24 protein-coding genes are annotated in these 23,496 nt (G+C 73.3%); 9 read left to right on the forward strand and 15 right to left on the reverse strand.

Translation table 11 applies throughout. The features are described 5' to 3' along the window. Nucleotides 1-405 precede the first annotated feature (405 nt). Nucleotides 406-1,089, reverse strand: coding sequence for a DNA-3-methyladenine glycosylase (locus HCN52_RS09360; RefSeq protein WP_168087926.1), 684 nt, complete (start codon nucleotides 1,087-1,089; stop codon nucleotides 406-408). A 240-nt stretch (nucleotides 1,090-1,329) separates the two neighbouring features. On the opposite strand from HCN52_RS09360, the gene HCN52_RS09365 reads away from it, so the two are divergent. Then, nucleotides 1,330-1,866 (forward strand): YbhB/YbcL family Raf kinase inhibitor-like protein, encoded by a 537-nt coding sequence (locus HCN52_RS09365; protein ID WP_168087927.1) that lies wholly within the window; start codon nucleotides 1,330-1,332, stop codon nucleotides 1,864-1,866. Nucleotides 1,867-1,966: 100 nt separating this feature from the next. Further along, on the forward strand, nucleotides 1,967-2,476 hold the full coding sequence (locus HCN52_RS09370) for an HNH endonuclease (protein ID WP_168087928.1): 510 nt from the start codon (nucleotides 1,967-1,969) through the stop codon (nucleotides 2,474-2,476). 126 nt (nucleotides 2,477-2,602) lie between these two features. Here HCN52_RS09370 and HCN52_RS09375 read toward each other — a convergent pair whose 3' ends face one another. The 3 genes from HCN52_RS09375 to HCN52_RS09385 all read right to left on the reverse strand — a co-directional run bounded on the left by HCN52_RS09375 (nucleotide 2,603) and on the right by HCN52_RS09385 (nucleotide 4,922). After that, a complete protein-coding gene (locus HCN52_RS09375) occupies nucleotides 2,603-3,583 on the reverse strand; it encodes an SPFH domain-containing protein (protein WP_168087929.1) in 981 nt (326 codons plus the stop codon). A gap of 77 nt (nucleotides 3,584-3,660) precedes the next feature. Beyond that, entirely contained in the window at nucleotides 3,661-4,092 is a 432-nt protein-coding gene (locus tag HCN52_RS09380; protein ID WP_168087930.1) for an NfeD family protein, read from the reverse strand. A 38-nt stretch (nucleotides 4,093-4,130) separates the two neighbouring features. Next, nucleotides 4,131-4,922: an ABC transporter ATP-binding protein gene (locus tag HCN52_RS09385; RefSeq protein WP_168087931.1), complete on the reverse strand. Its 792-nt coding sequence runs from the start codon at nucleotides 4,920-4,922 to the stop codon at nucleotides 4,131-4,133. Nucleotides 4,923-5,104: 182 nt separating this feature from the next. Here HCN52_RS09385 and HCN52_RS09390 point away from each other — a divergent pair, with 182 nt between their 5' ends. Then, on the forward strand, nucleotides 5,105-5,884 hold the full coding sequence (locus HCN52_RS09390) for an Rv1486c family protein (protein ID WP_168087932.1): 780 nt from the start codon (nucleotides 5,105-5,107) through the stop codon (nucleotides 5,882-5,884). Nucleotides 5,885-5,983: 99 nt separating this feature from the next. On the opposite strand, the gene HCN52_RS09395 is transcribed toward HCN52_RS09390, so the two are convergent. The 4 genes from HCN52_RS09395 to HCN52_RS09410 all read right to left on the reverse strand — a co-directional run bounded on the left by HCN52_RS09395 (nucleotide 5,984) and on the right by HCN52_RS09410 (nucleotide 8,752). Next, nucleotides 5,984-6,223, reverse strand: a complete 240-nt coding sequence (locus HCN52_RS09395; protein WP_168087933.1) for a chaplin — start codon at nucleotides 6,221-6,223, stop codon at nucleotides 5,984-5,986. Between the two features lie 243 nt (nucleotides 6,224-6,466). Then, on the reverse strand, nucleotides 6,467-6,736 hold the full coding sequence (locus tag HCN52_RS09400) for a chaplin (protein WP_168087934.1): 270 nt from the start codon (nucleotides 6,734-6,736) through the stop codon (nucleotides 6,467-6,469). Nucleotides 6,737-6,906: 170 nt separating this feature from the next. Then, complete coding sequence (locus tag HCN52_RS09405; RefSeq protein WP_168087935.1) at nucleotides 6,907-7,545, reverse strand: response regulator; 639 nt, start codon at nucleotides 7,543-7,545, stop codon at nucleotides 6,907-6,909. Beyond that, complete coding sequence (locus HCN52_RS09410) at nucleotides 7,538-8,752, reverse strand: GAF domain-containing sensor histidine kinase (RefSeq protein WP_168087936.1); 1,215 nt, start codon at nucleotides 8,750-8,752, stop codon at nucleotides 7,538-7,540. The genes HCN52_RS09405 and HCN52_RS09410 overlap by 8 nt, the downstream gene beginning before the upstream one ends. Nucleotides 8,753-9,119: 367 nt before the next feature. Here HCN52_RS09410 and HCN52_RS09415 point away from each other — a divergent pair, with 367 nt between their 5' ends. Next, the gene (locus HCN52_RS09415; RefSeq protein WP_168087937.1) at nucleotides 9,120-9,557 is read left to right on the forward strand and encodes an aggregation-promoting factor C-terminal-like domain-containing protein; all 438 of its coding nucleotides are present in this window, start codon (nucleotides 9,120-9,122) and stop codon (nucleotides 9,555-9,557) included. Between the two features lie 137 nt (nucleotides 9,558-9,694). Here the strand turns inward: HCN52_RS09415 and HCN52_RS09420 are convergent, their stop codons facing one another. Then, nucleotides 9,695-12,124, reverse strand: coding sequence for an FHA domain-containing protein (locus HCN52_RS09420; RefSeq protein WP_168087938.1), 2,430 nt, complete (start codon nucleotides 12,122-12,124; stop codon nucleotides 9,695-9,697). 295 nt (nucleotides 12,125-12,419) lie between these two features. Here HCN52_RS09420 and serB point away from each other — a divergent pair, with 295 nt between their 5' ends. Next, complete coding sequence (serB, locus tag HCN52_RS09425) at nucleotides 12,420-13,697, forward strand: phosphoserine phosphatase SerB (protein ID WP_168087939.1); 1,278 nt, start codon at nucleotides 12,420-12,422, stop codon at nucleotides 13,695-13,697. 117 nt (nucleotides 13,698-13,814) lie between these two features. Here the strand turns inward: serB and HCN52_RS09430 are convergent, their stop codons facing one another. From HCN52_RS09430 to HCN52_RS09440, 4 genes are all read right to left on the reverse strand, one after another. Next, the gene (locus HCN52_RS09430; RefSeq protein ID WP_168087940.1) at nucleotides 13,815-14,330 is read right to left on the reverse strand and encodes a SixA phosphatase family protein; all 516 of its coding nucleotides are present in this window, start codon (nucleotides 14,328-14,330) and stop codon (nucleotides 13,815-13,817) included. 57 nt (nucleotides 14,331-14,387) lie between these two features. Then, entirely contained in the window at nucleotides 14,388-14,618 is a 231-nt protein-coding gene (locus HCN52_RS09435) for a hypothetical protein (RefSeq protein WP_245175006.1), read from the reverse strand. Between the two features lie 201 nt (nucleotides 14,619-14,819). Then, nucleotides 14,820-14,936, reverse strand: coding sequence for an SGM_5486 family transporter-associated protein (locus tag HCN52_RS25910; protein WP_280923264.1), 117 nt, complete (start codon nucleotides 14,934-14,936; stop codon nucleotides 14,820-14,822). A gap of 77 nt (nucleotides 14,937-15,013) precedes the next feature. After that, nucleotides 15,014-16,216 carry a CynX/NimT family MFS transporter gene (locus tag HCN52_RS09440; RefSeq protein WP_245175004.1) on the reverse strand — a complete coding sequence of 401 codons (1,203 nt, stop codon included), beginning with the start codon at nucleotides 16,214-16,216 and terminating at the stop codon, nucleotides 15,014-15,016. A 123-nt stretch (nucleotides 16,217-16,339) separates the two neighbouring features. Between HCN52_RS09440 and HCN52_RS09445 the strand changes: the two genes are divergently transcribed. Then, nucleotides 16,340-17,017: a FadR/GntR family transcriptional regulator gene (locus HCN52_RS09445; protein WP_168087942.1), complete on the forward strand. Its 678-nt coding sequence runs from the start codon at nucleotides 16,340-16,342 to the stop codon at nucleotides 17,015-17,017. Between the two features lie 124 nt (nucleotides 17,018-17,141). Here HCN52_RS09445 and fabI read toward each other — a convergent pair whose 3' ends face one another. Further along, nucleotides 17,142-17,921 (reverse strand): enoyl-ACP reductase FabI, encoded by a 780-nt coding sequence (gene fabI / locus HCN52_RS09450; RefSeq protein ID WP_168087943.1) that lies wholly within the window; start codon nucleotides 17,919-17,921, stop codon nucleotides 17,142-17,144. A 4-nt stretch (nucleotides 17,922-17,925) separates the two neighbouring features. Beyond that, a complete protein-coding gene (gene fabG / locus HCN52_RS09455) occupies nucleotides 17,926-18,645 on the reverse strand; it encodes a 3-oxoacyl-[acyl-carrier-protein] reductase (protein ID WP_168087944.1) in 720 nt (239 codons plus the stop codon). A gap of 256 nt (nucleotides 18,646-18,901) precedes the next feature. Here fabG and HCN52_RS09460 point away from each other — a divergent pair, with 256 nt between their 5' ends. The 3 genes from HCN52_RS09460 to tyrS all read left to right on the forward strand — a co-directional run bounded on the left by HCN52_RS09460 (nucleotide 18,902) and on the right by tyrS (nucleotide 23,436). Next, nucleotides 18,902-20,425, forward strand: coding sequence for a TldD/PmbA family protein (locus tag HCN52_RS09460; protein ID WP_168087945.1), 1,524 nt, complete (start codon nucleotides 18,902-18,904; stop codon nucleotides 20,423-20,425). A gap of 91 nt (nucleotides 20,426-20,516) precedes the next feature. Further along, the gene (locus HCN52_RS09465; protein WP_168087946.1) at nucleotides 20,517-21,935 is read left to right on the forward strand and encodes a metallopeptidase TldD-related protein; all 1,419 of its coding nucleotides are present in this window, start codon (nucleotides 20,517-20,519) and stop codon (nucleotides 21,933-21,935) included. Between the two features lie 82 nt (nucleotides 21,936-22,017). Continuing rightward, nucleotides 22,018-23,436, forward strand: a complete 1,419-nt coding sequence (gene tyrS, locus HCN52_RS09470; protein ID WP_168087947.1) for a tyrosine--tRNA ligase — start codon at nucleotides 22,018-22,020, stop codon at nucleotides 23,434-23,436. Nucleotides 23,437-23,496 lie beyond the last annotated feature (60 nt).

Here is a 23,496-nt window from a genome sequence, read left to right on the forward strand (position 1 = left end):
GAGTTCTCAAGGAACGGACGCTTCCTTCGGACTGCCTTCCAGCAGACCCTCCGGGCTTTTCCCTTCGGTCTTTCTTTGTGTCTCCGACTCTACCAGACTCACTTCCGTGATCCTGACCCCCGGTCGGCGGGGACAATCCCTCGGCCTTTCAGCCTTTTCCTCCGGGTTTCCCCTTCGGCGTTGCCAACCTTAGCTGTCTTTTCGTTCAGCGCCTAATCGGCTCTGTTCGAACGATTCCCGTGGGGAATGCAACGACAACACAGCGAGTCCACCGGAAATCCGGTGGGCTTCGTCTCTGGTTGGCTGCCGCTTCGCGTGATCCGGTCCGCGGGCCCTTGGGGCGCTCGCGAGCGACCAGCATCTCCTCAGCGACTCGTTCCACATTACGGCCAGGTGTCCTCGGCGTCAAGTCCCTGCGGTAGTTCGGTTCCTGGGACGGTGGGCGCGGTAGGGGCTGACGGTGCGGTCCCCGTCGATCCAGAACCGCCAGGGGTGCACCCCGCCGGGGCCGGAGACCCCGGTCCGCGGCCCGGAACGGACACGCGCCGGGTCGGCCGGCGTTCCGGAGTGCACGGACAGAGCCACCGCCGGGGTGGCGCAGACATCGGTGCCGTCCAACGACCGGTCGACGCCGAGCGCCGTGGCAAGCCGCGCCGGCCCGCGGGCCAGCTCGTGGTCGCGTCGGGCGGTGGCCCGCCGCGGTCGTGCCACCTCGGCGCCCCGCACCACCTCCCCGGCGCGCAGCAGGACTCCGCCGGCCCTGCCCTCGGGGTGGCACACCAGATTGAGGCAGTGCCACATGCCGTAGGTGAAATAGATGTAGGCGTGCCCGGGGGGCCCGAACATCACGCCGTTGCGGGCGGTCCGCCCGCGGTACGCGTGCGAGCCGGGATCGTCCTGGCCGTCGTACGCCTCCACCTCGGTGATGCGCAGCAGGACGGGCCCGCCGGGTTCGTGGCGCGCCAGGACCCGGCCGAGCAGGTCGGGGGCGACGGTCAGCACGGGCCGGTCGAAGAAGGAGCGGGTGAGCCGGTCGCCGTGGGCCGCGGTGGCGGCCGGGCCGCGCTCGGAGGTCTCGGTCTCGGACATGCCCTCCAGTATCACCACACCGCCGGGGCCGGCAGCGCGGCTCGACGGCGTGACGTGCGCTACGGGTCGGGCCCGGGCTGCTGCCTGCCGCCGTGCCCCGGGCGGGGGCTGCGCGACGACCGGGGTCCCGACAGCCTTTCCGGAAAGGCGACTTACCGATGCCCGCGCCTCCGGGAGGTGGGCCGTGGTGATCATTACGCTGGCCCGACCAACCGCTGTTCGCCAGACGAGGAGGCCATCATGACCGAGTCCCGCCGCCCGCTCCCCCACGCCTTCCACCCGCCCGTCGAGTCCTTCACCCTGATCAGCGACGACGTGCTCGACGGCATGGCGATCAAGGACGACCAGGTGAAGGCGAAGGGCGACACCTCGCCGCACCTGCGCTGGGCCGGCGCCCCCGACGGCACGAAGAGCTACGCGGTCACCTGCTTCGACCCGGACGCGCCGACCGGCAGCGGCTACTGGCACTGGTCCGCCTTCGACATCCCCGCGTCCGTGACCGAACTGCCGCGCAACGCCGGCGCCCCCGGGCACGGCGGCATGCCGTCCGGCACCGTCCAGGTCCGCAACGACGGCGGCAGCCACGGCTTCGAGGGCGCCGCCCCTCCCCCCGGGGACGGCGAGCACCGCTACGTGTTCACCGTCTACGCGGTCGACACCGAGCACCTCGGCCTCGACCGGGACGCGACGCCCGCGCAGGTGGGGTTCATGCTGCGGTTCCACGCGATCGGGCGCGCCCAGCTCATCGGGACCCACGAGGTGGCCGCCCAGGGGTGAGCGGGCGAACTTCCCGGTAATTCCGTTGTCCCGACCCCTCCGCGTGGGCAGAGTGAAAACGTGCCCACGGCGGGTGGGTCGGGGACCGGAGGTGGGCGGGATGCGCAGGACGCTGGTGCTCAACGCGAGTTTCGAGCCGCTGTCGGCGGTGACACTGCACCGTGCGGTCGTGCTGGTGATGCAGCAGAAGGCGGTGGTGGAGCAGGCCGACCCCTCGCGGCTGCTGCGCTCGGCCGGGGTGGCGGTGCCGGTGCCACGGGTGGTGCGGCTGTGCCGCTACGTGAAGGTCCCCTACAAGCAGCGGGCGCCGTGGTCGCGGCGCGGGGTGCTGGTCCGCGACGGGTTCCGCTGCGGCTACTGCGGGCGGCGGGCGAGCACGGTGGACCACATCGTCCCCCGCTCCCACGGTGGGGAGGACAGCTGGCTGAACACGGTGGCCGCCTGTGGGGAGGACAACCACCGCAAGGCCGACCGCACGCCGACCCAGGCGGGAATGCAGCTGCTGATCAAGCCCTTCGAGCCGACGCCCGGCGATGCCCTGCTGCTGGGGCTGGAGGGTCGGGACGGCGCCTCGCTGCCGGAGTGGCTGCGCCGTCCGGCGGTGGCCTGACCACCGAGGGGCGGCCGTTCGCCCGTGCTGCTCATGGAGCCGGCCCGGACCCCGTTGTCGGGGTCCGGGCCGGCGATGCCCTGCTGCTGGGGCTGGAGGGTCGGGCCGGCTCCATGAGCGGGTGGGTCAGGTCAGGCGGGGCGGCGGAGGCCCGGCCGGCTTGTCCAGCTTCGGCGGGGAGGTGTCCCGCCCGGGAGAGGCCGCCGCGGCGCCGGCGTCGCCGCCGCCGTCGGGCTGGGCGAGCTTGCCCAGGCTGCCGCCGAGTCCCTTGAGCGCCTCGCCGATCTCGCTGGGCACGATCCAGAGCTTGTTGGCGCTGCCCTCGGCGATCTTCGGCAGCATCTGGACGTACTGGTAGGAGAGCAGCTTCTGGTCCGCGTCGCCGGCGTGGATCGCCTCGAAGACGGTGCGGATCGCCTGGGCCTCACCCTCGGCCCGCAGTGCGGCGGCCTTGGCGTCACCTTCGGCGCGCAGGATCTCGGACTGCTTGGCGCCCTCGGCCTGCAGGATCTCCGACTGCCGCACACCTTCGGCCTGGAGGATCGCGGCGCGCTTGTCGCGGTCGGCGCGCATCTGCTTCTCCATCGAGTCCTGGATGGAGGTGGGCGGCTCGATGGCCTTCAACTCGACACGGTTGACGCGGATGCCCCACTTGCCGGTGGCCTCGTCGAGGACGCCGCGCAGGGCCGCGTTGATCTCCTCACGCGAGGTGAGGGTCCGCTCCAGGTCCATGCCGCCGATGATGTTGCGGAGGGTGGTGACCGTCAGCTGCTCGATCGCCTGGATGAAGTTCGAGACCTCGTAGGTCGCGGCCCGGGCGTCGGTGACCTGGTAGTAGATGACGGTGTCGATGTTCACGACCAGGTTGTCCTGGGTGATCACCGGCTGCGGGGGGAAGGGCACGACCTGCTCACGGAGGTCGATGCGGTTGCGGATGGTGTCGATGAACGGCACCACGATGTTGAGGCCGGCGTTGAGCGTCCGGGTGTAGCGGCCGAACCGCTCCACGATGGCCGCACTGGCCTGCTGGATGACCTGGATCGTCTTGATGAGTGCGATGAAGACCAGCACCACCAGGATGACCAGCACGATGATGACGGCGTCCATCGTGACTCCCCTTGTGACTGGAACTGAAAGGGCCGGTGGGCCACTTGAGTGTGACGGCGGCTACGTGATGTGATCCATCACATCACGACGGCGGTTGCCCCGTCGATCTCCACGATGCTCACCTGGCTGCCCGGCTCGAAGATCTCGCCACCGTCCAGCGCGCGGGCCGACCAGACCTCCCCGGCCAGCTTGACCTGGCCCCGGTGCGCGTCCACCCGCTCGACGACCACGGCGGAGCGGCCCTTCAACGCGTCGACCCCGGTGCTCACGCCCGGTGGCTGTTCACGCGAACGCCGTGCGATCGGGCGGACCACCACGATCAGCGCGGTGGAGACCAGGCAGAAGAGGACCACCTGCACCGCGAGGTTGTCGGTGAGCGCCGAGGCCGCGGCCGCGGCGACGGCACCGACCGAGAGCATGCCGAACTCCGGCATTGCCGTGAGCACCAGCGGGATAGCAAAGCCTCCGGCGACGATCAGCCACCACACCCAGAAGTCCACGCCCCCCATGGTAGGGGTCGTAGCCGTCGTGCGACAGAGCGCGATCGTCAGGTGAGCGGCAGGCCCTTGGCGGTGTAGCGGTCCCCCTGCTGCTCGACGACGAGCGGGAGGCCGAAGCACCGCGAGAGGTTGGCCGAAGTGAGTACCTCGCCGAGGGGTCCGGCGGCCAGAATTCCGCCCCGCTGGATCAGCAGGAGGTGCGTGAAGCCCGGCGGGATCTCCTCGACGTGGTGGGTGACCATGATCATCGACGGCGCGAACGGGTCGCGGGCGAGGCGGCCGAGGCGGCGGACGAGGTCCTCGCGGCCACCGAGGTCGAGACCGGCCGCGGGCTCGTCGAGGAGCAGCAGTTCGGGGTCGGTCATCATCGCGCGGGCGATCTGGGTCCGCTTGCGCTCGCCCTCGGAGAGGGTGCCGAAGGTGCGGTCGAGGTGACCGCTCATCCCCAGGCGGTCCAGGAAGGCGCGGGCACGCTGCTCGTCGACCTCGTCGTACTGCTCGCGCCAGCCGGCGGTGACGCCGTAGGCGGCGGTGAGGACGGTCTGCAGCACGGTCTGGCTGCGGGGCAGGCGGGCCGCGAGCGCGCTGCCGGCCACACCGACGCGCGGGCGCAGCTCGAAGACGTCCACGGCGCCGAGCTTCTCGCCCAGGATCTGGACGGTGCCGGTGGTCGGGAAGAGGTAGCTGGAGGCGACGTTCAGCAGGGTGGTCTTGCCCGCGCCGTTGGGGCCGAGGATCACCCAGCGCTCGCCCTCGGCGACCGACCAGGACACCTGGTCCACCAGAGCACGTCCGCCGCGGACCACGGATACGTCCACCAGCTCCAGTACATCGCTCATGCGCGCGATCTCTCCCAAGTGCAGTCGCCGTCGTGTCGCCGGGAACCGGCCGGGGCGCGGGCCCCGGCACCAAACTACGCCACCCGCCGAGCGGTCCACGCCCCAGGAGGCGGTTGACGTGCCGACAGCGCTCCCCCGCCGGCCGGTACGTCGGGCGGCGCGGGGTTCGTAAGCTGTCGGACATGCTCGATGAACCACGTTCCGGGCGGTTCGCCGCCTGGGGGAACGCGTTGCTGACCGGACGTGTCTCGCCGGACGACGCCGCTGCCGGTGTCGTCGGCGAGGACGCGGCCCACCGGGTCGTGGGCCTGCCGGGTGAGGAGGGGCCCGTGAGCCCGGCGGTCGCGCTGTCGCGGCTGCGCGGCGCGGGGGTGGTGGCGCTGCGGGTGGCGCTGCCCGCGCCGGGGGACCCGCTGGGTCTCTGCGGGCCGCCCGAGTTCAACGCGGCGGCCCTGGAGGCGGGCGAGGCGGTGCTCGCCCCTGAGGTCGGCATCGGCTTGCTGCCCGAGGTCGGGTCGGCGGCGGGGGGCCGGGGGGCGGTCGTCCGGTGGCGGGTCGCGCCGGTCCGCTCCGACCTGCTGCCCGACGTGCCCTCGCTGGGCGAGGCGGAGCGGGAGCTGACGGAGCTGCTGCGCGAGACGGCGGAGGGCGTCGCGCGGCTCGGGCTGCCGGAGGCCGGGCCGGTGGCGCGGGCCGAGGTCGACGCCTACCGGGCCCGGGCGGAGCGGGAGGCGGAGGGGCTGGCTCCCGGGTACCCGCCCCGGGCGGTGCGGGTCCTCGCGCTGGCCGGGAGGGTGCGGGCGCTGGTGGCGGTGGCGGCTGCGCCCGGGGGCGACGGCTCACTGAGTGCGGGTCAGGCGGCGCTGCGGGCGGAGCTGATCCGGCCGGTGGAGCGGGCTGCGCGACGGGCGCGGACCGCCGCGTACAACGCGTACGCGGAGGAGGCGGCGCACGGGCGATGATCCGGGCCCGACCGGTCCGTCAGCGGGGTGCGGCGGGCACACCGGAGCCCCGCCGCGCCGGGGGACGGCGCGGCGGGGCGGTCCGGCGAGGCCGCGGCGTCAGTTGTTGATGCTGCCGTTGCCGAAGGCGGGGTTCAGCGCACCGATGACGGTGAGGGTGTTGCCCGTGATGTTGACGGGCACGTCCACCGGGACCTGGGCGATGTTGCCCGAGCCGACGCCGGGCGAGTTGACGGCCAGGGCCTCGGCCCCGGAGTCCGCGGCGGCGGAACCGGCGGCGGCACCGAGCGCGGCCCCCGCGGCGGCGACGACAAGGGCGGCCTTCTTGGTGCTGTGCATGTGACTTCCTCCTGAAGGGCAATACGTGCGGCTCCGACTGCGGAGTCGCACGCTGAGTAACGCCGGGGCCGAAGCCCGGACACGGTACGGGCCGGCGATACCCCCGATCGGGTCACGCAGGCGGCGGGGGCCGACACGACGCCGGCCCCCGCCCCGAGAACGGGGCGAGGGCCGGACCGGGGCACCCCAAGAGGCGCTCCGGTGCAGGTCAGGGCAGCGAAAGGCCCTACCGGCTCAGCGCATTCACCACTTCTTGTGGTAGTGGTGCGTGCTGCTGTCGTTGATGCAGGTGTTGCCGAAGGTCGGGTTCAGCAGGCCCACCACGTTGACGGTGTTGCCGCAGACGTTGATCGGCACGTGAACGGGGACCTGCACGGCGTTGCCGGAGAGGACGCCGGGGGAGTTGGCGGCCAGCGCCTCGGCACCGGCGTTCGCGGAGGCGACACCGGTACCGGCGGCGAGGATGCCACCGGCCACGGCGGTGACCGTGACGGCCTTCTTCAGGTTCTTCACGAGATGACCCTTCTCGATACGTGCGGCCAGCTGCCGCAGCACGCACTGGTCAACGCCCGACTCCCTGCCTGGATACGCCCGCCGCCCCAGGAGCACCCCGGGGGGTGAACTTCGTGCTCCGCGCGCCACGGCGCGGCGGCGCGCCGCGGTCGGCCTGCGGGGCGCGCGCGTCACCCGGTGATACCGTGCCGCACCGCCCAGAGTGCGGCCTGGGTGCGGTCGGTCAGATCCAGCTTCATCAGGATGTTGGAGACGTGGGTCTTCACCGTCTTCTCCGACAGCACCAGGGCGCGGGCGATGTCGCGGTTGGAGCGGCCGCGGGCGATCAGGGACAGCACTTCCCTCTCCCGGTCGGTGAGGGTGCCCTGCCGCCCCGACCCGGTGCCGTCGGAGGCGAGGAGCGCGCGCACCACCTCGGGTTGCAGGACGGTGTGGCCGGAGTGGACCGACCGGATGGCGCGCGCCAGGGCGAGCGGGTCGACGTCCTTGTGGACGTAGCCGGCGGCGCCGGCGCGCAGCGCGGGGACGACCGTGCGCTGCTCCGTGAAGCTGGTGACGACCAGCACCCGGGCGGGGCTCTGCTGCTCGTCGAGGGCGCGCAGCGCCTCGACGCCGTCGGTGCCGGGCATCTTCAGGTCGAGCAGGACGACGTCCGGTCGCAGGTCGGCGGTGCGGGCGACGCCCTCGGCGCCGTCCGCCGCCTCGCCGACGACCTCGATGCCCTCCTGCACCTCCAGGAAGGTGCGCAGCCCGCGCCGCACGACCTGGTGGTCGTCGACGATCAGGACGCGGATCGGGTCCTCAGCCACCGGGTACCTCCATTTCGACGACGGTGCCCCGGCCGGGGGCGGATTCGACGGTGAGCCGGCCGCCGACGCCGGTGGCGCGTTCCCGCATGGAGACCAGTCCGAGGTGGCGTCCGGCGGCGCGGACGGCCGCGGGGTCGAAGCCGCTGCCGTCGTCGGTGACCCGGAGGACGGTGGCCGTGCCGCGCCGGGTCAGGGCGACGTCGACGGTGGCGGCGTCGGCGTGGCGCAGCGCGTTGTGGAGCGCTTCCTGCGCGACGCGCAGCAGGGCCTCCTCCTGTGCGGCGGGCAACGCGCGGGGGTGGTCGCCGTGGAAGGTGGTGCGCGCGGGATGGGCGCGGTCCAGGACGTGGACCTGGGCGGCGAGGGTGGCGTGCAGGCCGTCCTCGTCGAGGGCCGCGGGGCGCAGCTCGACCACGGCGGCCCGCAGTTCCTCCGCGGCGTCGGCGGCGAGGTGGGTGACCTGGGTCAGTTCGGCGCGGGCGCGTGCCGGGTCGCGCTCGATGAGGGTGGCCGCGGCCTGGGCGGTGAGGCGGAGGGAGAACAGCTTCTGGGCCACGGCGTCGTGGAGTTCGTGCGCTATGCGGGCGCGCTCCTCGGCGATGGTGAGTTCCCGTCCCCGCTCGAAGAGCCGCGCGTTGGTCAGGGCGATCGCCGCGTGTTCGGCGAGGAGGCGGAGCAGTTCCTCGTCCTGGGCGGTGAACTGGGCGCCGGGGTGGTCTGTGGCGGGTTGTTCCGGCTGGGGGTGGGCGGGCCGGTCGGGCTCCGGTTCGGGCGTCTCGTGGCGGGGGGCCTTGTCCGCGAGGAAGAGCGCGCCGAGCACCTCGTCGCCGCTGACGATGCGCATGCCGAGGAAGGCGCCGAGGGCGGGGTGTGCGTCGGGCCAGCCCTCGAAGCGCGGGTCGTCGCGGACGTCGGCGAGGCGGACCGGGGTGTCCTCGCACAGCATGGCGGCGAGGAGCCCGTGCTGGCGCGGGAGCGGCCCGATGGCCCGCCACTGCTCGTCGGTGACGCCCTCGACCAGGAACTGGGCGAATCCCCCGTTGCCGTCGGGGACGCCGAGGGCGCCGTAGCGGGCGCCGAGGAGGTCGCGGGCGGAGCGGAGGATCGTCTGGAGGACGTCCCGCACCTCCAGGGTGCGGTTCATGGCCAGCAGTGCGGCGCTCACGGCGGCGAGGCCGGTGGGGTGCGCCGACGGTGGGGTGCCCATGGGTGCACGGTACCCGGGGCGGTGGCCGCGGGGCCGGGGTGCGGGGCGGGTCCGGACGGGTGGTGACGGTGCGCTGCCGGCGGCCACCGGAGCGCAGTGGTCGGTGGTGCCCGGCATGAGGTGGGCCACAGGTCGAAGGTCCCGCCACGATGCCGGGTAGGAGGCGGCGGGTCCCGCCGGGCCCGGTGCGCGGGGCGGGCGGTGGTGGTGCGGGCCGGGTCGTGGAGGGCTCGGGGCGGGCGGCCCGGGCTGCTAACCGGGGTCGGAGAAGCGGCGATTGCCCGGTTCGGGCCGGTCTGCCAAGGATGGTGGTCGTCCGTTCCCGCCGGTCCGGCGGGCCCCCGCAAGAGACCGAGGTAGTCGCCCGATGGCTGTCAGCACCACTCCGCGTTCCCGCACCTCCCGCGCCCGCCGGCTGGTCGCGGCCTCCCTGGCCGCCACCGCGTTGGGCGGCCTCGGCGTGGTGGGGCTGCCGGGGCAGGCGCACGCCGCGTCGGCGGCGCCGGCCGTGGCCTCGTCGGACAGCAAGGACATCGCCCGTGAGGTGATCGGGGACGACGCGCAGTTCGCGTGCTTCTCGAGCATCGTGGAGCGCGAGAGCTCCTGGGACCACACGGCGACCAACGCCGAGAGCGGCGCCTACGGTCTGGTGCAGTCGCTGCCGGGCGACAAGATGGCCTCCGAGGGGGCCGACTGGCGCACCAACCCGGAGACGCAGATCCGCTGGGGTGTGGACTACATGAACGAGCGCTACGGCAGCCCCTGCGCGGCGTGGTCGTTCTGGCAGGCCAACCACTGGTACTGAGCTCCGCGCGGCGCGCAGCCGGGGCGGCGCGCCGCGGTGGCCGTCCGCCCGTCCGGGCGGGCGCAGGAGGGGAGACGGCGACGGCGACGGCACCCGGGGGTCCGGTGCCGTCGCCGTCGCCGTGCGTGTGCTCGCCGTCAGTCGCGCATGACCTCGGGCTCGTGGCGGCGCAGGAACTTCATGACCAGGAAGCCGCAGATGACGCCGAGGACGACCAGCATGCTGACGTCGAGGAGCCAGACGGCGGCCTCGTGGTCCCAGAGCCGGTCGGGGTCGCCGGACTGGCGGGCGCCGGTGAGGGTGTTGAGGTCGGCGGTGGCGCCGGCGCCGGCGAGGCCCCAGCGGGAGGGCATCAGCCAGGCGAGCTGCTCGACGCCGAGGTTGCCGTGGACCTCGAAGAGGGCGCCGGTGAAGACCAGCTGCACGACCGAGATCATCACCAGCAGCGGCATGGTCATCTCGGAGGTGCGGACCAGCGAGGAGATGACCAGGCCAATCATCATCGAGGTGAAGCCGAGGGTGACGATCACGATGGTCATCTCGACGGCGGGCGAACCGAACAGCACGGCCTCGGCGGGCATCTCGCGGGGGGCGAAGCCGATGAGGCAGAGGATGATCCCCTGTACGGCGGTGACCATGCCGAGGACGACGACCTTGGACATCAGGTACGCCGAGCGGGAGAGTCCGACCGCGCGTTCGCGTTCGTAGATCACCCGTTCCTTGATGAGTTCCCTGACCGCGTTGGCCGACCCGGCGAAGCACATGCCGATGACGAGCACCAGCAGCACGATGGAGGCCTGGCCGTTGGTCTGGGCCCGGTCGATCGGCCCGTAGCCGAGGCCGTGTGCGGCGGGGATGACGACGCTGACCAGTCCGAGGATGATCGGGAGCGCCAGGGTGAGGCCGATGAAGCCGCGGTCGGCGGCGATGACCGCCAGGTAGCGCCGCACCAGGGTCCAGACCTGGGAGCCCCAGCTCTGGGCCTGCTGCTGGCGGGCGGGCATCGGCGGGACGTGGGCGGTCTGGGGCTGCACGGCGTCGAGGTCGGCGGCGTAGCGCTGGTAGTGCTCCGAGCCGCGCCAGCGGCTCATCCAGTCGTAGTCGCGGTAGTTCTCGAACGCCGAGAAGACGTCGGCCCAGTTGTCGTAGCCGAAGAAGTTCAGCGCCTCGTCCGGCGGGCCGAAGTAGGCGACGCCGCCGCCGGGGGCCATCACCAGGACGCGGTCGCAGAGGCCGAGCTCGGCGACGGAGTGGGTGACGACGAGGACGGTGCGGCCGTCGTCGGCCATGCCGCGCAGCAGCTGCATGACGTCGCGGTCCATGCCGGGGTCGAGTCCGGAGGTGGGCTCGTCCAGGAAGATCAGCGACGGCTTGGTGAGCAGTTCGAGGGCGACGGAGACACGCTTGCGCTGGCCGCCGGAGAGCGCGTTGATCCGCTTGGTGGCGTGGATGTCGAGCTTCAGCTCGGCGAGGACCTCCTCGACGCGGGCGTTGCGCTCGGCCTCGCCGACGTCGCCGGGGAAGCGGAGTTCGGCGGCGAGCCGGAGCGCCTGCCGGATGGGCAGCGCGGTGTGGAGGATGTCGTCCTGCGGGACGAGTCCGATGCGGTGCCGCAGCTCGGCGAAGTGCGTGTAGAGGTTGCGGTGGTCGTACAGCACCTCGCCCTCGGTGGCCGGGCGGTAGCCGGTGAGCGCGCGCAGCAGGGTGGACTTGCCGGAGCCGGAGGGGCCGATGACGCCGACCAGGGACTTCTCCGGCACCCCGAAGGAGACGTCGTCGAGGATGGTCAGCTTGTCGTTGTTCACCTTGACGGTGAGGTGGCGGGCGGAGAAGGACACCTCACCGGTGTCGACGAACTCCTGCAGCTGGTTGCCGATCAGCCGGAACGCCGAGTGGCCGATGCCGACCGTGTCGTTCTGGCTGAGGACCTGCCGGCCGTTCTTCTGCATCGGCTGGCCGTTGACGTAGGTGCCGTTGTGGCTCCCCAGGTCCCGCAGCTCGAAGCGTCCGTCGGGTGTGGCGAGGAACTCGGCGTGGTACCGGGAGACCTGCAGGTCGGAGACGACCAGCTCGTTCTCCAGGGCGCGCCCTATGCGGGTGACGCGGCCCACGGTGAGTTCGTGGAAGGTGGTGGCGCTGCGGCCGCCGAGGTCGGGGGCACCTCCGCCGGCTCCTGCCTCACCGCCGGGCGGCTGCGCCGGCATGGGGGCGGTGACGCCCGCGCCGGCGAACGCCGGCTGGTGCGACTCGGGTGCCGCCTGCTGCGGTACGGGCACCTCGCCGGTGAAGGTCAGCCGCGGGCCGTCGCTGACGTTGCCCAGGTTGATGACCGTGCCCGGCGCCAGCGGGAACTCGCGTACCCGCTGCCCCTGCACGTAGGTCCCGTTGGTGCTGCCGTGGTCCTCCACCACCCAGCCCTGGCCGCCCCACCGCACGGTCGCGTGCCGCCAGGACACGCGGGTGTCCTGGAGCACCAGGTCGCCCTGGGGGTCGCGGCCGATCGTGTAGGACCGGGTCGGGTCCAGCGTCCAGCTCTGTCCGTTCAGTTCCAGTGAGAGTTCCGGCACTCCACGCCCCACATAGTTGTCCCCCGAGCGGTCCGCGTGCGGAACCTTGGGAAGGCGAACATCGTGCGCCGAACTATCCCAGGCGCCGACCCGGATCGGGTAATCGGCCCCGGGGAAGTCACGGAGCTGGTGCACAGTGGCGTCCGCGCCGTGACACTCGCCGCGGACGCCGCTGCGGCGGGGCGCTCGCGTGGTCGCGGCCGGTCGCGCGAGGGGGCGGGCGCGGGCGGGCGCGGCGTCCGGGGGACGGACGGCGGGGCGGGTGCCCGGGCCAGCGGCTACCGTGGGACGCACCATGATCTCAGCCGCGCACACCACGCCGTCACAGGCTCCGGGGACGTCCCCGGCCGCCACAGCCGACACGCCGACCCTGCTGGTCAAGATCTTCGGCAAGGACCGCCCCGGGCTCACCGCCGGGCTGCTGGAGACGCTGGCCGCCTTCTCCGCCGATGTGGTCGACCTGGAGCAGGTGGTCACCCGGGGGCGCATCACGCTGTGCGCGCTGGTCACCACACCGGCTCACGGTCAGGAGTCGGAGGGCGAGCTGCGGGCGACCGTCCACGGCTGGGCGGAGGCGATGCGGCTCCAGGCCGAGATCATCTCCGGTGTCGGCGACAACCGGCCGCGGGCCGCGGGGCGCTCGCACGTGACCGTGCTGGGTCACCCGCTCTCGGCCGAGGCCACGTCGGTGATAGCGGCCAGGATCGCCGGAGCGGGCGGGAACATCGACCGCATCAGGCGGCTGGCGAAGTACCCCGTGACGGCGGTGGAGTTCGACGTCTCCGGGGTGGACAGCGGGCTGCTGCGCACCGAGCTGGCGCCGCAGGCGGCGCACCGGGGCGTGGACATCGCCGTGGTCGCGGCGGGGCTGCAGCGGCGGGCGCGGCGGCTGGTGGTGATGGATGTGGACTCCACGCTGATCCAGGACGAGGTCATCGAGCTGTTCGCGGCACACGCCGGGTGCGAGCCGCAGGTGGCGGAGGTGACCGCGGCGGCGATGCGCGGCGAGCTGGACTTCGAGCAGTCGCTGCACGCCCGGGTGGCGCTGTTGGCGGGGCTGGAGGAGTCGGTGGTGGAGAAGGTCCGCGCGGAGGTCCGGCTGACGCCGGGCGCGCGGACGCTGGTGCGGACGCTGAAGCGGCTCGGTTTCCAGGTGGGTGTGGTCTCCGGCGGGTTCACCCAGGTCACCGACGCGCTGCGCGACGAGTTGGGACTGGACTTCGCCTCGGCCAACACGCTGGAGGTGGTGGACGGCCGGTTCACCGGCCGGGTGACGGGCGAGGTCGTGGACCGCGCGGGGAAGGCGGCGCTGCTGCGGCGGTTCGCCGCGGAGGCCGGGGTGCCGCTCTCGCAGACGGTGGCGATCGGGGACGGTGCCAACGACCTGGACATGCTGAACGCCGCCGGGCTGGGTGTGGCGTTCAACGCCAAGCCGCTGGTACGGACCGCGGCGGACACGGCGGTGAACGTGCCGTTCCTGGACACGGTGCTGTACCTGCTGGGCATCTCCCGCGAGGAGGTCGAGGCGGCCGACGCCGAGGCCGACGCGGAGGCGGCCGGCCCGCGTCCCTGAGAGCCTCCCTGGGAAGGGCACCCCCGCCCGTGTGCCCGACCGCGCCCTGCCCGCCGGGGCTCCGGCGGGCAGGGCGCGGTCGCGCGCGGTGATGGGGCACCGCGCACGGAGCGGTGGTCAGCCGCGGGGCGTCCAGTAGTGGGTGAGGGTGGCGCTCCCGGGTTCGGCGCTGCTCCAGTCGCCGTCGAGGGTGAGAACGGCGAGGGTGGCGGGTGGGAATCCGGCAGCGAGGCCGGCCCGGGCCTCCGGGTCGCCGCCGCCGGTGAGGATGTCGGCGGTCGCGTGCACGGCCGGGTTGTGGCCGACGATCAGCAGGGTGCGGGCCTCGTCCTCCACCTGGTTGACCAGGGCGATCAGCTCTCCGGGGCTCGCCTCGTAGACGCGGCCCTCGTACCGGGTGGGGGGCCGGTGCGGCAGTTCCGGGGCGAGCAGCTTCCAGGTGTCGCGGGTGCGGATCGCCGTCGAGCAGAGCACGAGGTCGGGAAGGATGCCCTGGTCCGCGAGCCAGCGGCCTGCGGCGGGGGCCTCGCGGCGGCCGCGGTCGGCGAGGGGGCGCTCGTGGTCGGGGACCTCGGGCCAGTCGGCCTTGGCGTGGCGGAGCAGGACGATCCGGCGCGGCGTGTCGGTGGTCATGCTGCCAGCGTCCCACGGATCGACGGGCTGGGCCGGGGTCCGGGCGTGCCGCCGGCGTCAGGCGCGCAGCAGCGCCTGGTGGACGCGTTCGAGCAGTTCGGAGACGAGCTGGGGCTGGTGCTGCGCGCTGCCGTCCCCCACGGCGGAGGCGGTGGTGGCGGCGGGAAGCGCGAGGAGGACGGCGAAGGCCACGGCGGGGAGCAGCAGTGCCCACCAGGGCACCCGGGTCTGGGCCGGGGACCGCGGGGTGTCGCCGGCGTGCCGCAGGGGGTGGGTGGGGGCCGACATGGGCGCTCTCCGTCCGCTTCGACGTGACGCGGCGGGTGCCCGGCGGCGGGGCCGGGGCCGCGTCCCGGGGGCGTCCCCGGACCGTACGTCGACGCTACGGAAGAGCGGGGGCGGTGGACCATCGGGTGATCCACCCAGTCGCCCCTGAACCTGTCCCCCTAGGGGTGATGGGGTCAGCCCCACCGTCGTGGCCGCCGCGGGTCAGGGGGAGGCGACGGTGGCGATCACGGAGATGACGACGGCGATGAGCGCCATGGCCCCGAGGATCTTCAGCAGGCCGTTCTGGCCGCTGGGCGGGTTGGGTTCGAGTACCGGCATGGCGCCAGTCTCGCACGCTGCCCGTGCTCGGCGGCCTCCTGCGGTCCGCGCCCGGCGCCGGGCGCGTCGGGGTCGGGTCAGCCGCCGTCCTCGATGACGCGGTCGCGGCCCGCGACGATGCCGACGGCGACCTGTGCGAGGGCGAGAACGGTCATGAACATCAGCGGTGCGTGCCAGCCGCCGGTGGAGCCGTAGAGGACGCCGACGAGCAGCGGACCGGGGATGCAGAGGAGGTAGCCGGTGCTCTGCACGAAGGCCGAGAGCTGGGAGACGCCGGTACCGGTGCGCGCGCGGAGCCCGATGAGGGTGAGGACGACCGGGAAGGCGCAGTTGGCGATGCCCAGCAGCAGGGCCCAGGCCCATGCCCCGGCGGCGGGTGCGGTCATCAGCCCGATGTAGCTGGCGACGCCGCAGAGGCCGAGGACGGTGATGAGCGGGCCCTGGTGGGAGAAGCGGGCGGCCAGTTTGGGCAGGACGAAGGCGAGGGGGACGCCCATGCCCATGGCGACGGCGACCAGGGTGCCGGCGGTGGTGGCGGAGAGGCCGGCGTCCCGGTAGATCTGCGCCATCCAGCCCATGGTCACGTAGGCGCCGGTGGACTGGAGCCCGAAGAACACGGCCAGGGCCCACGCGGTGGGCGACCGGGTGATGCGGACGGGCGGCCCGTCGGCGGGGGTGGCGGCGGCGGCCGGGCCGCCGGGCGCCGCGCGGCCGCGGACCACCACGGTCATCCAGCAGGCCACGGCGAGCGCCCCGGGGACCGCCCAGATGGCGAGGCCGGTGCGCCAGCCGCCGCCGAGGGCGTCGGTGAGCGGGACGGTCAGCGCCGCGGCGCCGGAGGTGCCGAGGGCGAGGCCGGTGGAGTAGAGGCCGGTCATGGTGCCGACGCGGTCGGGGAAGAACCGCTTGACGATGACGGGCATCAGCCCGTTGCTGACGGCGATACCGGCGAGCGCCAGCGCGCTGGTCAGCAGGAAGACGCCGGTGCTGCCGGCGAGCGGCCGCAGTGCGACGCCGAGGGTGATGGCGGCCATGCCCGCCACCAGGACGGCGGTCGGGCCCCAGCGTCGGGAGAGCCGCGGAGTGAGGGCGCCGAAGACGGCGAAGCACAGCGCGGGCGCGGAGGTCAGCAGTCCCGCGACGGTGGGGCTCATGGCGAGGGCGGCGCGGACCTCCTCCAGCAGCGGACCGAGGCCGGAGATCGCCGGGCGGAGGTTGAAGGCGGCCAGGACGAGGCCGACGGCGACCAGCAGCGCCATCCGCGGGGACATGGCGGTCATCGTGTCACCGCGGGGCTTCGTCTCACGGGATGCTGTCCGCACGGTGTCACCGTCATACCTGTCTGCCATGGTGGCATCATAGAATCATTGGATGTGTCCGGCCAAACGGCTCCCGGGAGAACCATGCCTCTGTCCTCACCTCGTCGCTCCGCCCTCGCGGACCAGGTGATCGTCGAACTGCGCCGGCAGATCACCTCGGGCGAATGGCCGGTCGGCTCCCGCATCCCCACCGAACCCGAGCTCGTGGAACAGCTGGGAGTGGCCCGGAACACGGTCCGCGAAGCGATCCGCGCCCTCGCCCACAACGGCCTGCTGGACATCCGGCAGGGCTCGGGCACCTACGTCCTGGCCACCAGCGAGCTCGCCGGCGTGATGCACCGCCGGTTCGCCGACGCCGATCCCCGGCACGTCGCCGAGCTGCGCTCCACCCTGGAGGCGTCCGCCGCCCGGCACGCCGCCCACCGGCGCACCGAGGCCGAGGTCACCCACCTCCGGGCGCTGCTGGCCCGTCGCGAGGACGCGTGGGCGGGGGGCGATGTGGACGCCTTCGTGGAGGCCGACGCCACGTTCCACATGGCCGTGGTCAAGGCCTCCCACAACGAGGTGCTGACCGCGCTCTACGCCGACCTCGGCGCCGTGCTGCGGGCGTTCCTCCGCCACGACGTGGGCGACGAGCTCCGCCCCGAGGACCACCTGGACCACGCCCGACTGGTGGCGGCGATCCGCGACGGTGACGCGGAGGCCGCGGCCACCGAGGCCGGGTCCTACGCCCACACCTGCCGGGGTGTCGTGGCGGACTGACAGCCCGCCACCCCGCAGGGGCGGCACGCGGCCGGGGCCGGGACGCCACAGGAGTGACGTCCCGGCCCCGGCCGGTACCTCGTTCGGGCGGTCCCGGCGCACCGGGACCGCGCAGCGCCCGGTGTCAGGCGCCCATCATGTGCACGCCGCCGTCCACGTGGACGATCTCGCCCGTGGTCTTGGGGAACCAGTCGGACATCAGCGCCACGACGCCGCGGGCCGCGGGCTCCGGGTCCGCGAGGTCCCAGCCGATCGGCGCGCGGTTGTTCCACACGTCGGCCAGCTCCTCGAACCCCGGGATCGACTTGGCGGCCATCGACTTGATCGGACCGGCCGAGACCAGGTTGACCCGGATGTCGCGGGAGCCGAGGTCGCGGGCGAGGTAGCGGGAGGTCGACTCCAGAGCCGCCTTCGCCACACCCATCCAGTCGTACTTGGGCCACGCCACCTGGGCGTCGAAGTCCATGCCGACCACCGAGCCGCCGCGCTTCTCCAGCAGCGGCAGCACCGCCATGGTCAGCGACTTCAGCGAGTACGCGGAGACCTCCACCGCGGTGGCGACCGAGTCCCAGCCGGTGTTGAGGAAGTTGCCGCCCAGCGCGTCCTGCGGCGCGAAGCCGATGGAGTGCACCACGCCGTCGAGGGAGGCGTCGTCACCGAAGTGCGCGCTCACCGCGTCGGCGAGGCCGTCCAGGTGCTCCTGGTTCTGCACGTCCAGCTCGATCACCGGCGCCTCCTTGGGGAGCCGCTTGGCGATGCGCTGCACCAGGGAGAGGCGGCCGAAGCCGGTGAGCACGACCTCCGCACCCTCCTCCTGCGCCAGGCGCGCGACGTGGAAGGCGATCGAAGCGTCGGTCAGCACCCCGGTGACGAGGATGCGCTTGCCGGCGAGAAGTCCACTCATGGTTTCAGTGACCCATGCCCAATCCGCCGTCAACGGGGATGACGGCACCAGTGATGTATGCGGCGTCGTCGGACGCCAGGAAGCGGACGGTGGCGGCGATCTCCTCCGGCGCGGCGTAGCGCGCGAGCGGGATCTGCTTGACGATGGCGCCGCGCTGCTCGTCGCTGAGGGCGCGCGTCATGTCGGTGTCCACGAAGCCGGGGGCGATCACGTTGCAGGTGATCGACCGCGAGCCCAGCTCGCGGGAGACGGACCGGGCGAAGCCGACCAGACCGGCCTTGGAGGCCGCGTAGTTGACCTGCCCCGCGGAGCCCAGCAGCCCCACGACGGAGGAGATCAGCACGATCCGGCCGCTGCGGGCGCGCAGCATGCCGCGCGAGGCCCGCTTCACGACCCGGAAGGTACCGGTCAGGTTGGTGTCGACGACCGTCGCGAAGTCCTCCTCGGACATGCGCAGCAGCAGCTGGTCGCGGTTGACGCCGGCGTTGGCCACGAGGACCTGGACCGCGCCCTGCTTCTCCTCGATCTCCTTGTACGCCTGCTCCACCTGCTCCGGGTCGGTGATGTCGCACCGCACCGCCAGGCAGCCGAGGTCGGCCAGTTCGGCCGGCGGCTCACCGGAACGGTAGGTGTAGGCGACCGTGTCGCCGGCTTCGGCGAGCGACCGGGCGATGGCCAGGCCGATCCCGCGGTTCCCTCCGGTGACCAGTACCGAGCGGCTCAAGGGACCACCCTTTCTCCGAGTCGTAGTGCGAGGCTCCACGCTAGCCGCCGGGCCGGGGGCCCGGGGACGCCGTCCGCCACAGCCGCACCCGGCGCACCCTGTCGGGTTCCTACAGGGTGCGACCGTGCGGCGGGCCGGAGGCGGGGGACCGCGACCCTGGCCAGGTGGCCGGTCGGGGCGGCATGATCGGCTGCGGCCCGCGGCACCGGAGACGGCGCGCCGCGGTCCTCCCGTCGGCCGAGACCCTGGAGCTGCCGTGCCACCCACCATCGACGCGTCGTTCGCCGCGCTCCCCTTGCGGGCACTCGCCGACGCGGCGCTCGCCCGTGCCCGGGCGCTCGGCGCCGACCACGCCGACTTCCGCTTCGAGCGGGTCCGCAGCGCCCGGGTGAACCTCCGCGACGCCCGGTTGTCGGGCAGCGACGACACCACCGACACCGGGTACGCGGTGCGCGTGCTGCACGGCGGCTCCTGGGGGTTCGCCGCCGGGATCGAGCCGACCATGGACGCGGCGGCGCGTGTCGCGGGCAGCGCGGTGGCCATGGCGAAGCTGGCGGCCACGGTGCGCGGCCGAGCGGGCGGTGCACCGGTCGAGCTGGCCGCGGAGCCCTCCCACGGCGAACGCACCTGGATCTCCTCCTACGAGGTGAACCCGTTCGACGTCCCGGTGGCGGAACAGGCGGAACTGCTCGGCGACTGGTCGTCACGGCTGCTCGCCGCGGAGGGGATCGACCACGTCGACGCCCGGCTGTGGACGGTCCAGGAGAACAAGTTCTACGCCGACACCGCCGGCACGGTCACCACCCAGCAGCGCGTTCGACTGCTGCCGGAGCTGACCGCCACCGCGATCGACGGTCGCACCGGCGCCTTCGACCGGATGCGGACCCTGGCCCCGCCGGCCGGGCGGGGGTTCGAGTACCTGACCGGCGACACCTGGGACTGGGACGGCGAACTGGCCGCCCTCCCGGAGCTGCTGGCCGGGAAGATGGCCGCCCCCACCGTGGAGCCGGGCGCGTACGACCTGGTGATCGACCCCAGCAACCTCTGGCTGACCATCCACGAGTCGATCGGCCACGCCACCGAGCTCGACCGCGCGCTGGGCTACGAGTCGGCGCTGGCGGGTACCAGCTTCGCCACCGTCGACCAGCTCGGCTCCCTCGTCTACGGCTCCCCGGCGATGCACGTCACCGGCGACCGGACGGTGGAGCACGGCCTGGCGACCACCGGTTTCGACGACGAGGGGGTGGAGACCGGCGAGTGGGACCTGATCCGCGACGGTGTCCTCGTCGGCTACCAGACCGACCGGGCGATGGCGGCCGCCCAGGGGTTGGGGCGTTCCACCGGCTGCGCCTTCGCCGACTCCCCCTCCCACGTGCCGGTGCAGCGGATGGCCAACGTCTCGCTGCGACCCGCGGCGGGCGGTCCGGACACCGAGGCGCTGATCTCCCGGGTGGAGCGCGGCATCTACGTGGTCGGCAACAACTCGTGGTCGATCGACATGCAGCGCTACAACTTCCAGTTCACCGCCCAGCGGTTCTTCCGCATCGAGAACGGGCGGCTCGCGGGGCAGGTGCGCGACGTCGCCTACCAGGCGACCACCACCGACTTCTGGCGCTCGATGGAGGCGGTCGGCGGTCCGCAGACCTACGTGCTGGGCGGCTCGTTCATGTGCGGCAAGGCACAGCCGGGCCAGATCGCGGCCGTCTCGCACGGCTGCCCGTCGGCGCTGTTCCGCGGGGTGCGCATCCTCAACACCGCGAACGAGGCGGACGCCTCGTGACCGGCCTCGACCGGGGGCGCCCCGCCCTCCGGACGACGGGGCACGACGTCGGCAGTCGGCAGCGAGCGAGCAGGACGGAACGGTGACGGGCATGACGGGTGTGACGGGCAGGGCCACGGTACGGCCGCACGAGCTGGTGGAACGCGCGCTGGAGCTCTCCGGCGCGGACGAGACCGCGGTGATCGTACAGGAGAACTCCTCGGTCAACCTCCGGTGGGCCGGCAACGCGCTGACCACCAACGGGACCACCCGCGGCCGGCAGGTCACGGTGGTCGCGTCGGTGGACGGCGCCACCGGGACCGCCGCCGGGGTGGTCTCCCGCTCCGGGGTGGCTCCCGGGGAGCTGGCGGAGCTGGTCGCCGCGGCGGAGCGGGCCGCCCGGGCGGCCGGCCCCGTGGAGGACGCGCAGCCGCTGGTCGGCCCGGGGGCGAGCGGCGGCGAGTTCGAGGCTCCGCCGCAGACCACCTCGCCGTCGGTGCTGGACGGGTTCGCCGAGGGGCTGGGTGAGGCGTTCCGCGCCGCCCGCGACGGCGGCCGCGAGCTGTTCGGCTTCGCCTCGCACACCGTGGCCTCCACCTACCTGGGGACCTCCGCGGGGGCCAGGCTGCGGTACGACCGCCCGGAGGGGACGGCGGAGCTGAACGCGAAGTCGCCGGACCGCCTGCGGTCGGCCTGGGCGAACCGCGCCACCGACGACTTCCGCGACGTGGACGTCCTCGCGATGGACGGCGAACTGGCCCGGCGGCTGGCGTGGGCGCAGCGCTCCGTGGCGCTGCCCGCCGGACGGTACGAGACGGTGCTGCCACCGGTGGCCGTGGCCGACCTGCTGATCTACCTCCACTGGATGGCCGACGTCCGCGACGCCGCCGAGGGCCGCACCGTCTTCAGCGCCCCGGGCGGCGGCACCCGCGTCGGGGAGCGGCTGACCCGGCTGCCGGTGCGGTTGTACAGCGACCCGGCGGAGCCGGGGCTGGAGGTGGAGCCGTTCGTGGTGGCCCACTCCACCGGTGGCGCGGTCGGCTCGGGCCAGTCGGTGTTCGACAACGGGGCGCCGCTGGAGCGGGCCGAGTGGATCAGCGACGGCACGCTCCGGGCGCTGCCCGGCAGCCGGTACGCGGCCGGGGTCACCGGAGTGCCGTCCGCGCTCCGGCCGGACAACCTGATCCTGGACGCCGGCTCGTCGGCGACCACCGAGGAGCTGATCGCCGGGACGGAACGCGGCCTGCTGCTGACCTGCCTGTGGTACATCCGCGAGGTGGACCCGCAGAACCTGCTCATGACCGGGTTGACGCGCGACGGCGTCTACCTGGTGGAGAACGGGGAGATCACCGGCGCGGTCAACAACTTCCGGTTCAACGAGTCCCCGTTGGCGGTGCTGGGCCGCGCGACGGAGGCGGGCCGCACCGAGCGGTGCCTCTCCCGCGAGTGGGGCGACTGGTTCGGCCGCTCGTCGATGCCGGCGCTGCGGGTGCCGGAGTTCCACATGAGCTCCGTGAGCCCCGGGGTCTGACCGGCCGGTCGGCGGGCGGGGGCGGGTCGGCGGCGTAGAATCGCGGCCGACCCGTACCCGTACCCGACCGTCAGGACCGAACGTGACACGCCTCGGCGAATCCGTAGCGCGCGCCGGCACTCTGCTGGCGCAGGACCTCTCCTCCGACTCCGTCGTCGAGGAACTGCTCCGGGAGACCGCCGCGCGACGCTATCTGGACCTGACCGACCTGGAACCGGCCGAGCAGGCGGCGCTGATCGCCGCCCGCGCGGTCGACGTGCTGCCGTCGGTGGAGAAGCTGACCGAGCGCATCGTCGCCTCCCGGGACTCCGGCGGTCTGCACGTGAAGCTGGGGATCGACCCCACCGCCACCGAGGTGCACCTCGGCCACACGGTGCCGATGATCCAGCTCAGCCGCTTCCAGCGGATGGGCCACCGGGTGACGCTGATCATCGGCGACATCACCGCCAAGATCGGTGACCCCTCGGGGCGCTCGGCGGAGCGGCCGCCGCTCACCGACGAGGACATCGCCCGCAACCTCGCGGGCTACCGCGAGCAGGTGCGGCCGTTCTTCAACTTCGAGCACGTGACGGTGCGCCACAACAGCGAGTGGCTCGGCGGGGTGACCCTGCCGCGGCTCATCGGCGTCCTGGCCCAGGTCCCGGCGTCCGCGCTGCTGCAGCGGGAGGACTTCCGGAACCGGCTGGAGGCGGGCCACGGCCTGACCATGTCGGAGCTGATCTACCCGGTGGCGATGGCCGTCGACTCCGCCGAGATCGACGCCGACATCGAACTCGGCGGCGTCGACCAGCTGCTGAACATGCAGATGGGCCGCCGGGTCATGGAGATCTACGGGCTCACCCCCCAGCTGATCGCCACCAACCCGCTCATCGAGGGCACCGACGGCTCCGGCGCCAAGATGTCGAAGTCGCTCGGGAACGCGGTCTCCCTCACCGCCCCGGCCGAGGACGTCTTCGGGAAGATCATGTCGATCCCGGACCGGTTGATGGAGCCCTACCTCCGCGCCTGGACCGAGTGGACCGACCCGGAGATCGCCGCGGTGCTGGCGCGGGTCGCCGAACGGTCGGTGCACCCGATGGACCTCAAGCGGGTCCTGGCCGGCGAGATGGTCACCGCGCTGCACGGGCTCGACGCGGCGATGGCGGCGCGCGCCGGCTTCGCCGCCCAGTTCTCGCGGAAGAGCTTCACCGAGGTGGGGGCGCTCCCGGAGGTCGACCTTGCCGCGCACGGCGCCGACGGCGTCGCCACCGTGCTGACCCAGGTGCTGGAGTTCACCCCCAGCGCCTCCGCCGCCCGCCGGTTGGCCAAGCAGAACGCGCTGCGGCTGGTGGTCGAGGAGACCGGCGCCGGGCAGCGGGCCGTGGTGCTGGCCGAGTCGGACGCGCTGCGTCCCTTGGGAGAGCTGGTCACCGAGCATCTCGGCGGGGCCTCGCCCGAGGGTGTCTACCTCAAGGCCGGCCGCAAGCTGGCCCGGCTGCGCGGACTGCCCACCGGCGGCTGATCCGGGCCGGGGTGCCGCCGCGCGCGGCGCGCGTCACCCCGGTCCGGGCCGGCCCCCGCC

Source organism: Streptomyces bohaiensis, assembly GCF_012033785.1.
GTDB classification, from domain to species: Bacteria; Actinomycetota; Actinomycetes; order Streptomycetales; family Streptomycetaceae; genus Streptomyces; species Streptomyces bohaiensis.

Coding starts and splice junctions, on each gene's coding strand:
- HCN52_RS09360 (WP_168087926.1), bottom strand. CDS start 1,089: ATGTCCGAGACCGAGACCTCCGAGCGCGGCCCGGCCGCCACCGCGGCC.
- HCN52_RS09365 (WP_168087927.1), top strand. CDS start 1,330: ATGACCGAGTCCCGCCGCCCGCTCCCCCACGCCTTCCACCCGCCCGTC.
- HCN52_RS09370 (WP_168087928.1), top strand. CDS start 1,967: ATGCGCAGGACGCTGGTGCTCAACGCGAGTTTCGAGCCGCTGTCGGCG.
- HCN52_RS09375 (WP_168087929.1), bottom strand. CDS start 3,583: ATGGACGCCGTCATCATCGTGCTGGTCATCCTGGTGGTGCTGGTCTTC.
- HCN52_RS09380 (WP_168087930.1), bottom strand. CDS start 4,092: ATGGGGGGCGTGGACTTCTGGGTGTGGTGGCTGATCGTCGCCGGAGGC.
- HCN52_RS09385 (WP_168087931.1), bottom strand. CDS start 4,922: ATGAGCGATGTACTGGAGCTGGTGGACGTATCCGTGGTCCGCGGCGGA.
- HCN52_RS09390 (WP_168087932.1), top strand. CDS start 5,105: ATGCTCGATGAACCACGTTCCGGGCGGTTCGCCGCCTGGGGGAACGCG.
- HCN52_RS09395 (WP_168087933.1), bottom strand. CDS start 6,223: ATGCACAGCACCAAGAAGGCCGCCCTTGTCGTCGCCGCCGCGGGGGCC.
- HCN52_RS09410 (WP_168087936.1), bottom strand. CDS start 8,752: ATGGGCACCCCACCGTCGGCGCACCCCACCGGCCTCGCCGCCGTGAGC.
- HCN52_RS09415 (WP_168087937.1), top strand. CDS start 9,120: ATGGCTGTCAGCACCACTCCGCGTTCCCGCACCTCCCGCGCCCGCCGG.
- serB (WP_168087939.1), top strand. CDS start 12,420: ATGATCTCAGCCGCGCACACCACGCCGTCACAGGCTCCGGGGACGTCC.
- HCN52_RS09430 (WP_168087940.1), bottom strand. CDS start 14,330: ATGACCACCGACACGCCGCGCCGGATCGTCCTGCTCCGCCACGCCAAG.
- HCN52_RS09435 (WP_245175006.1), bottom strand. CDS start 14,618: ATGTCGGCCCCCACCCACCCCCTGCGGCACGCCGGCGACACCCCGCGG.
- HCN52_RS25910 (WP_280923264.1), bottom strand. CDS start 14,936: ATGCCGGTACTCGAACCCAACCCGCCCAGCGGCCAGAACGGCCTGCTG.
- HCN52_RS09440 (WP_245175004.1), bottom strand. CDS start 16,216: ATGACCGCCATGTCCCCGCGGATGGCGCTGCTGGTCGCCGTCGGCCTC.
- HCN52_RS09445 (WP_168087942.1), top strand. CDS start 16,340: ATGCCTCTGTCCTCACCTCGTCGCTCCGCCCTCGCGGACCAGGTGATC.
- fabI (WP_168087943.1), bottom strand. CDS start 17,921: ATGAGTGGACTTCTCGCCGGCAAGCGCATCCTCGTCACCGGGGTGCTG.
- HCN52_RS09465 (WP_168087946.1), top strand. CDS start 20,517: ATGACGGGTGTGACGGGCAGGGCCACGGTACGGCCGCACGAGCTGGTG.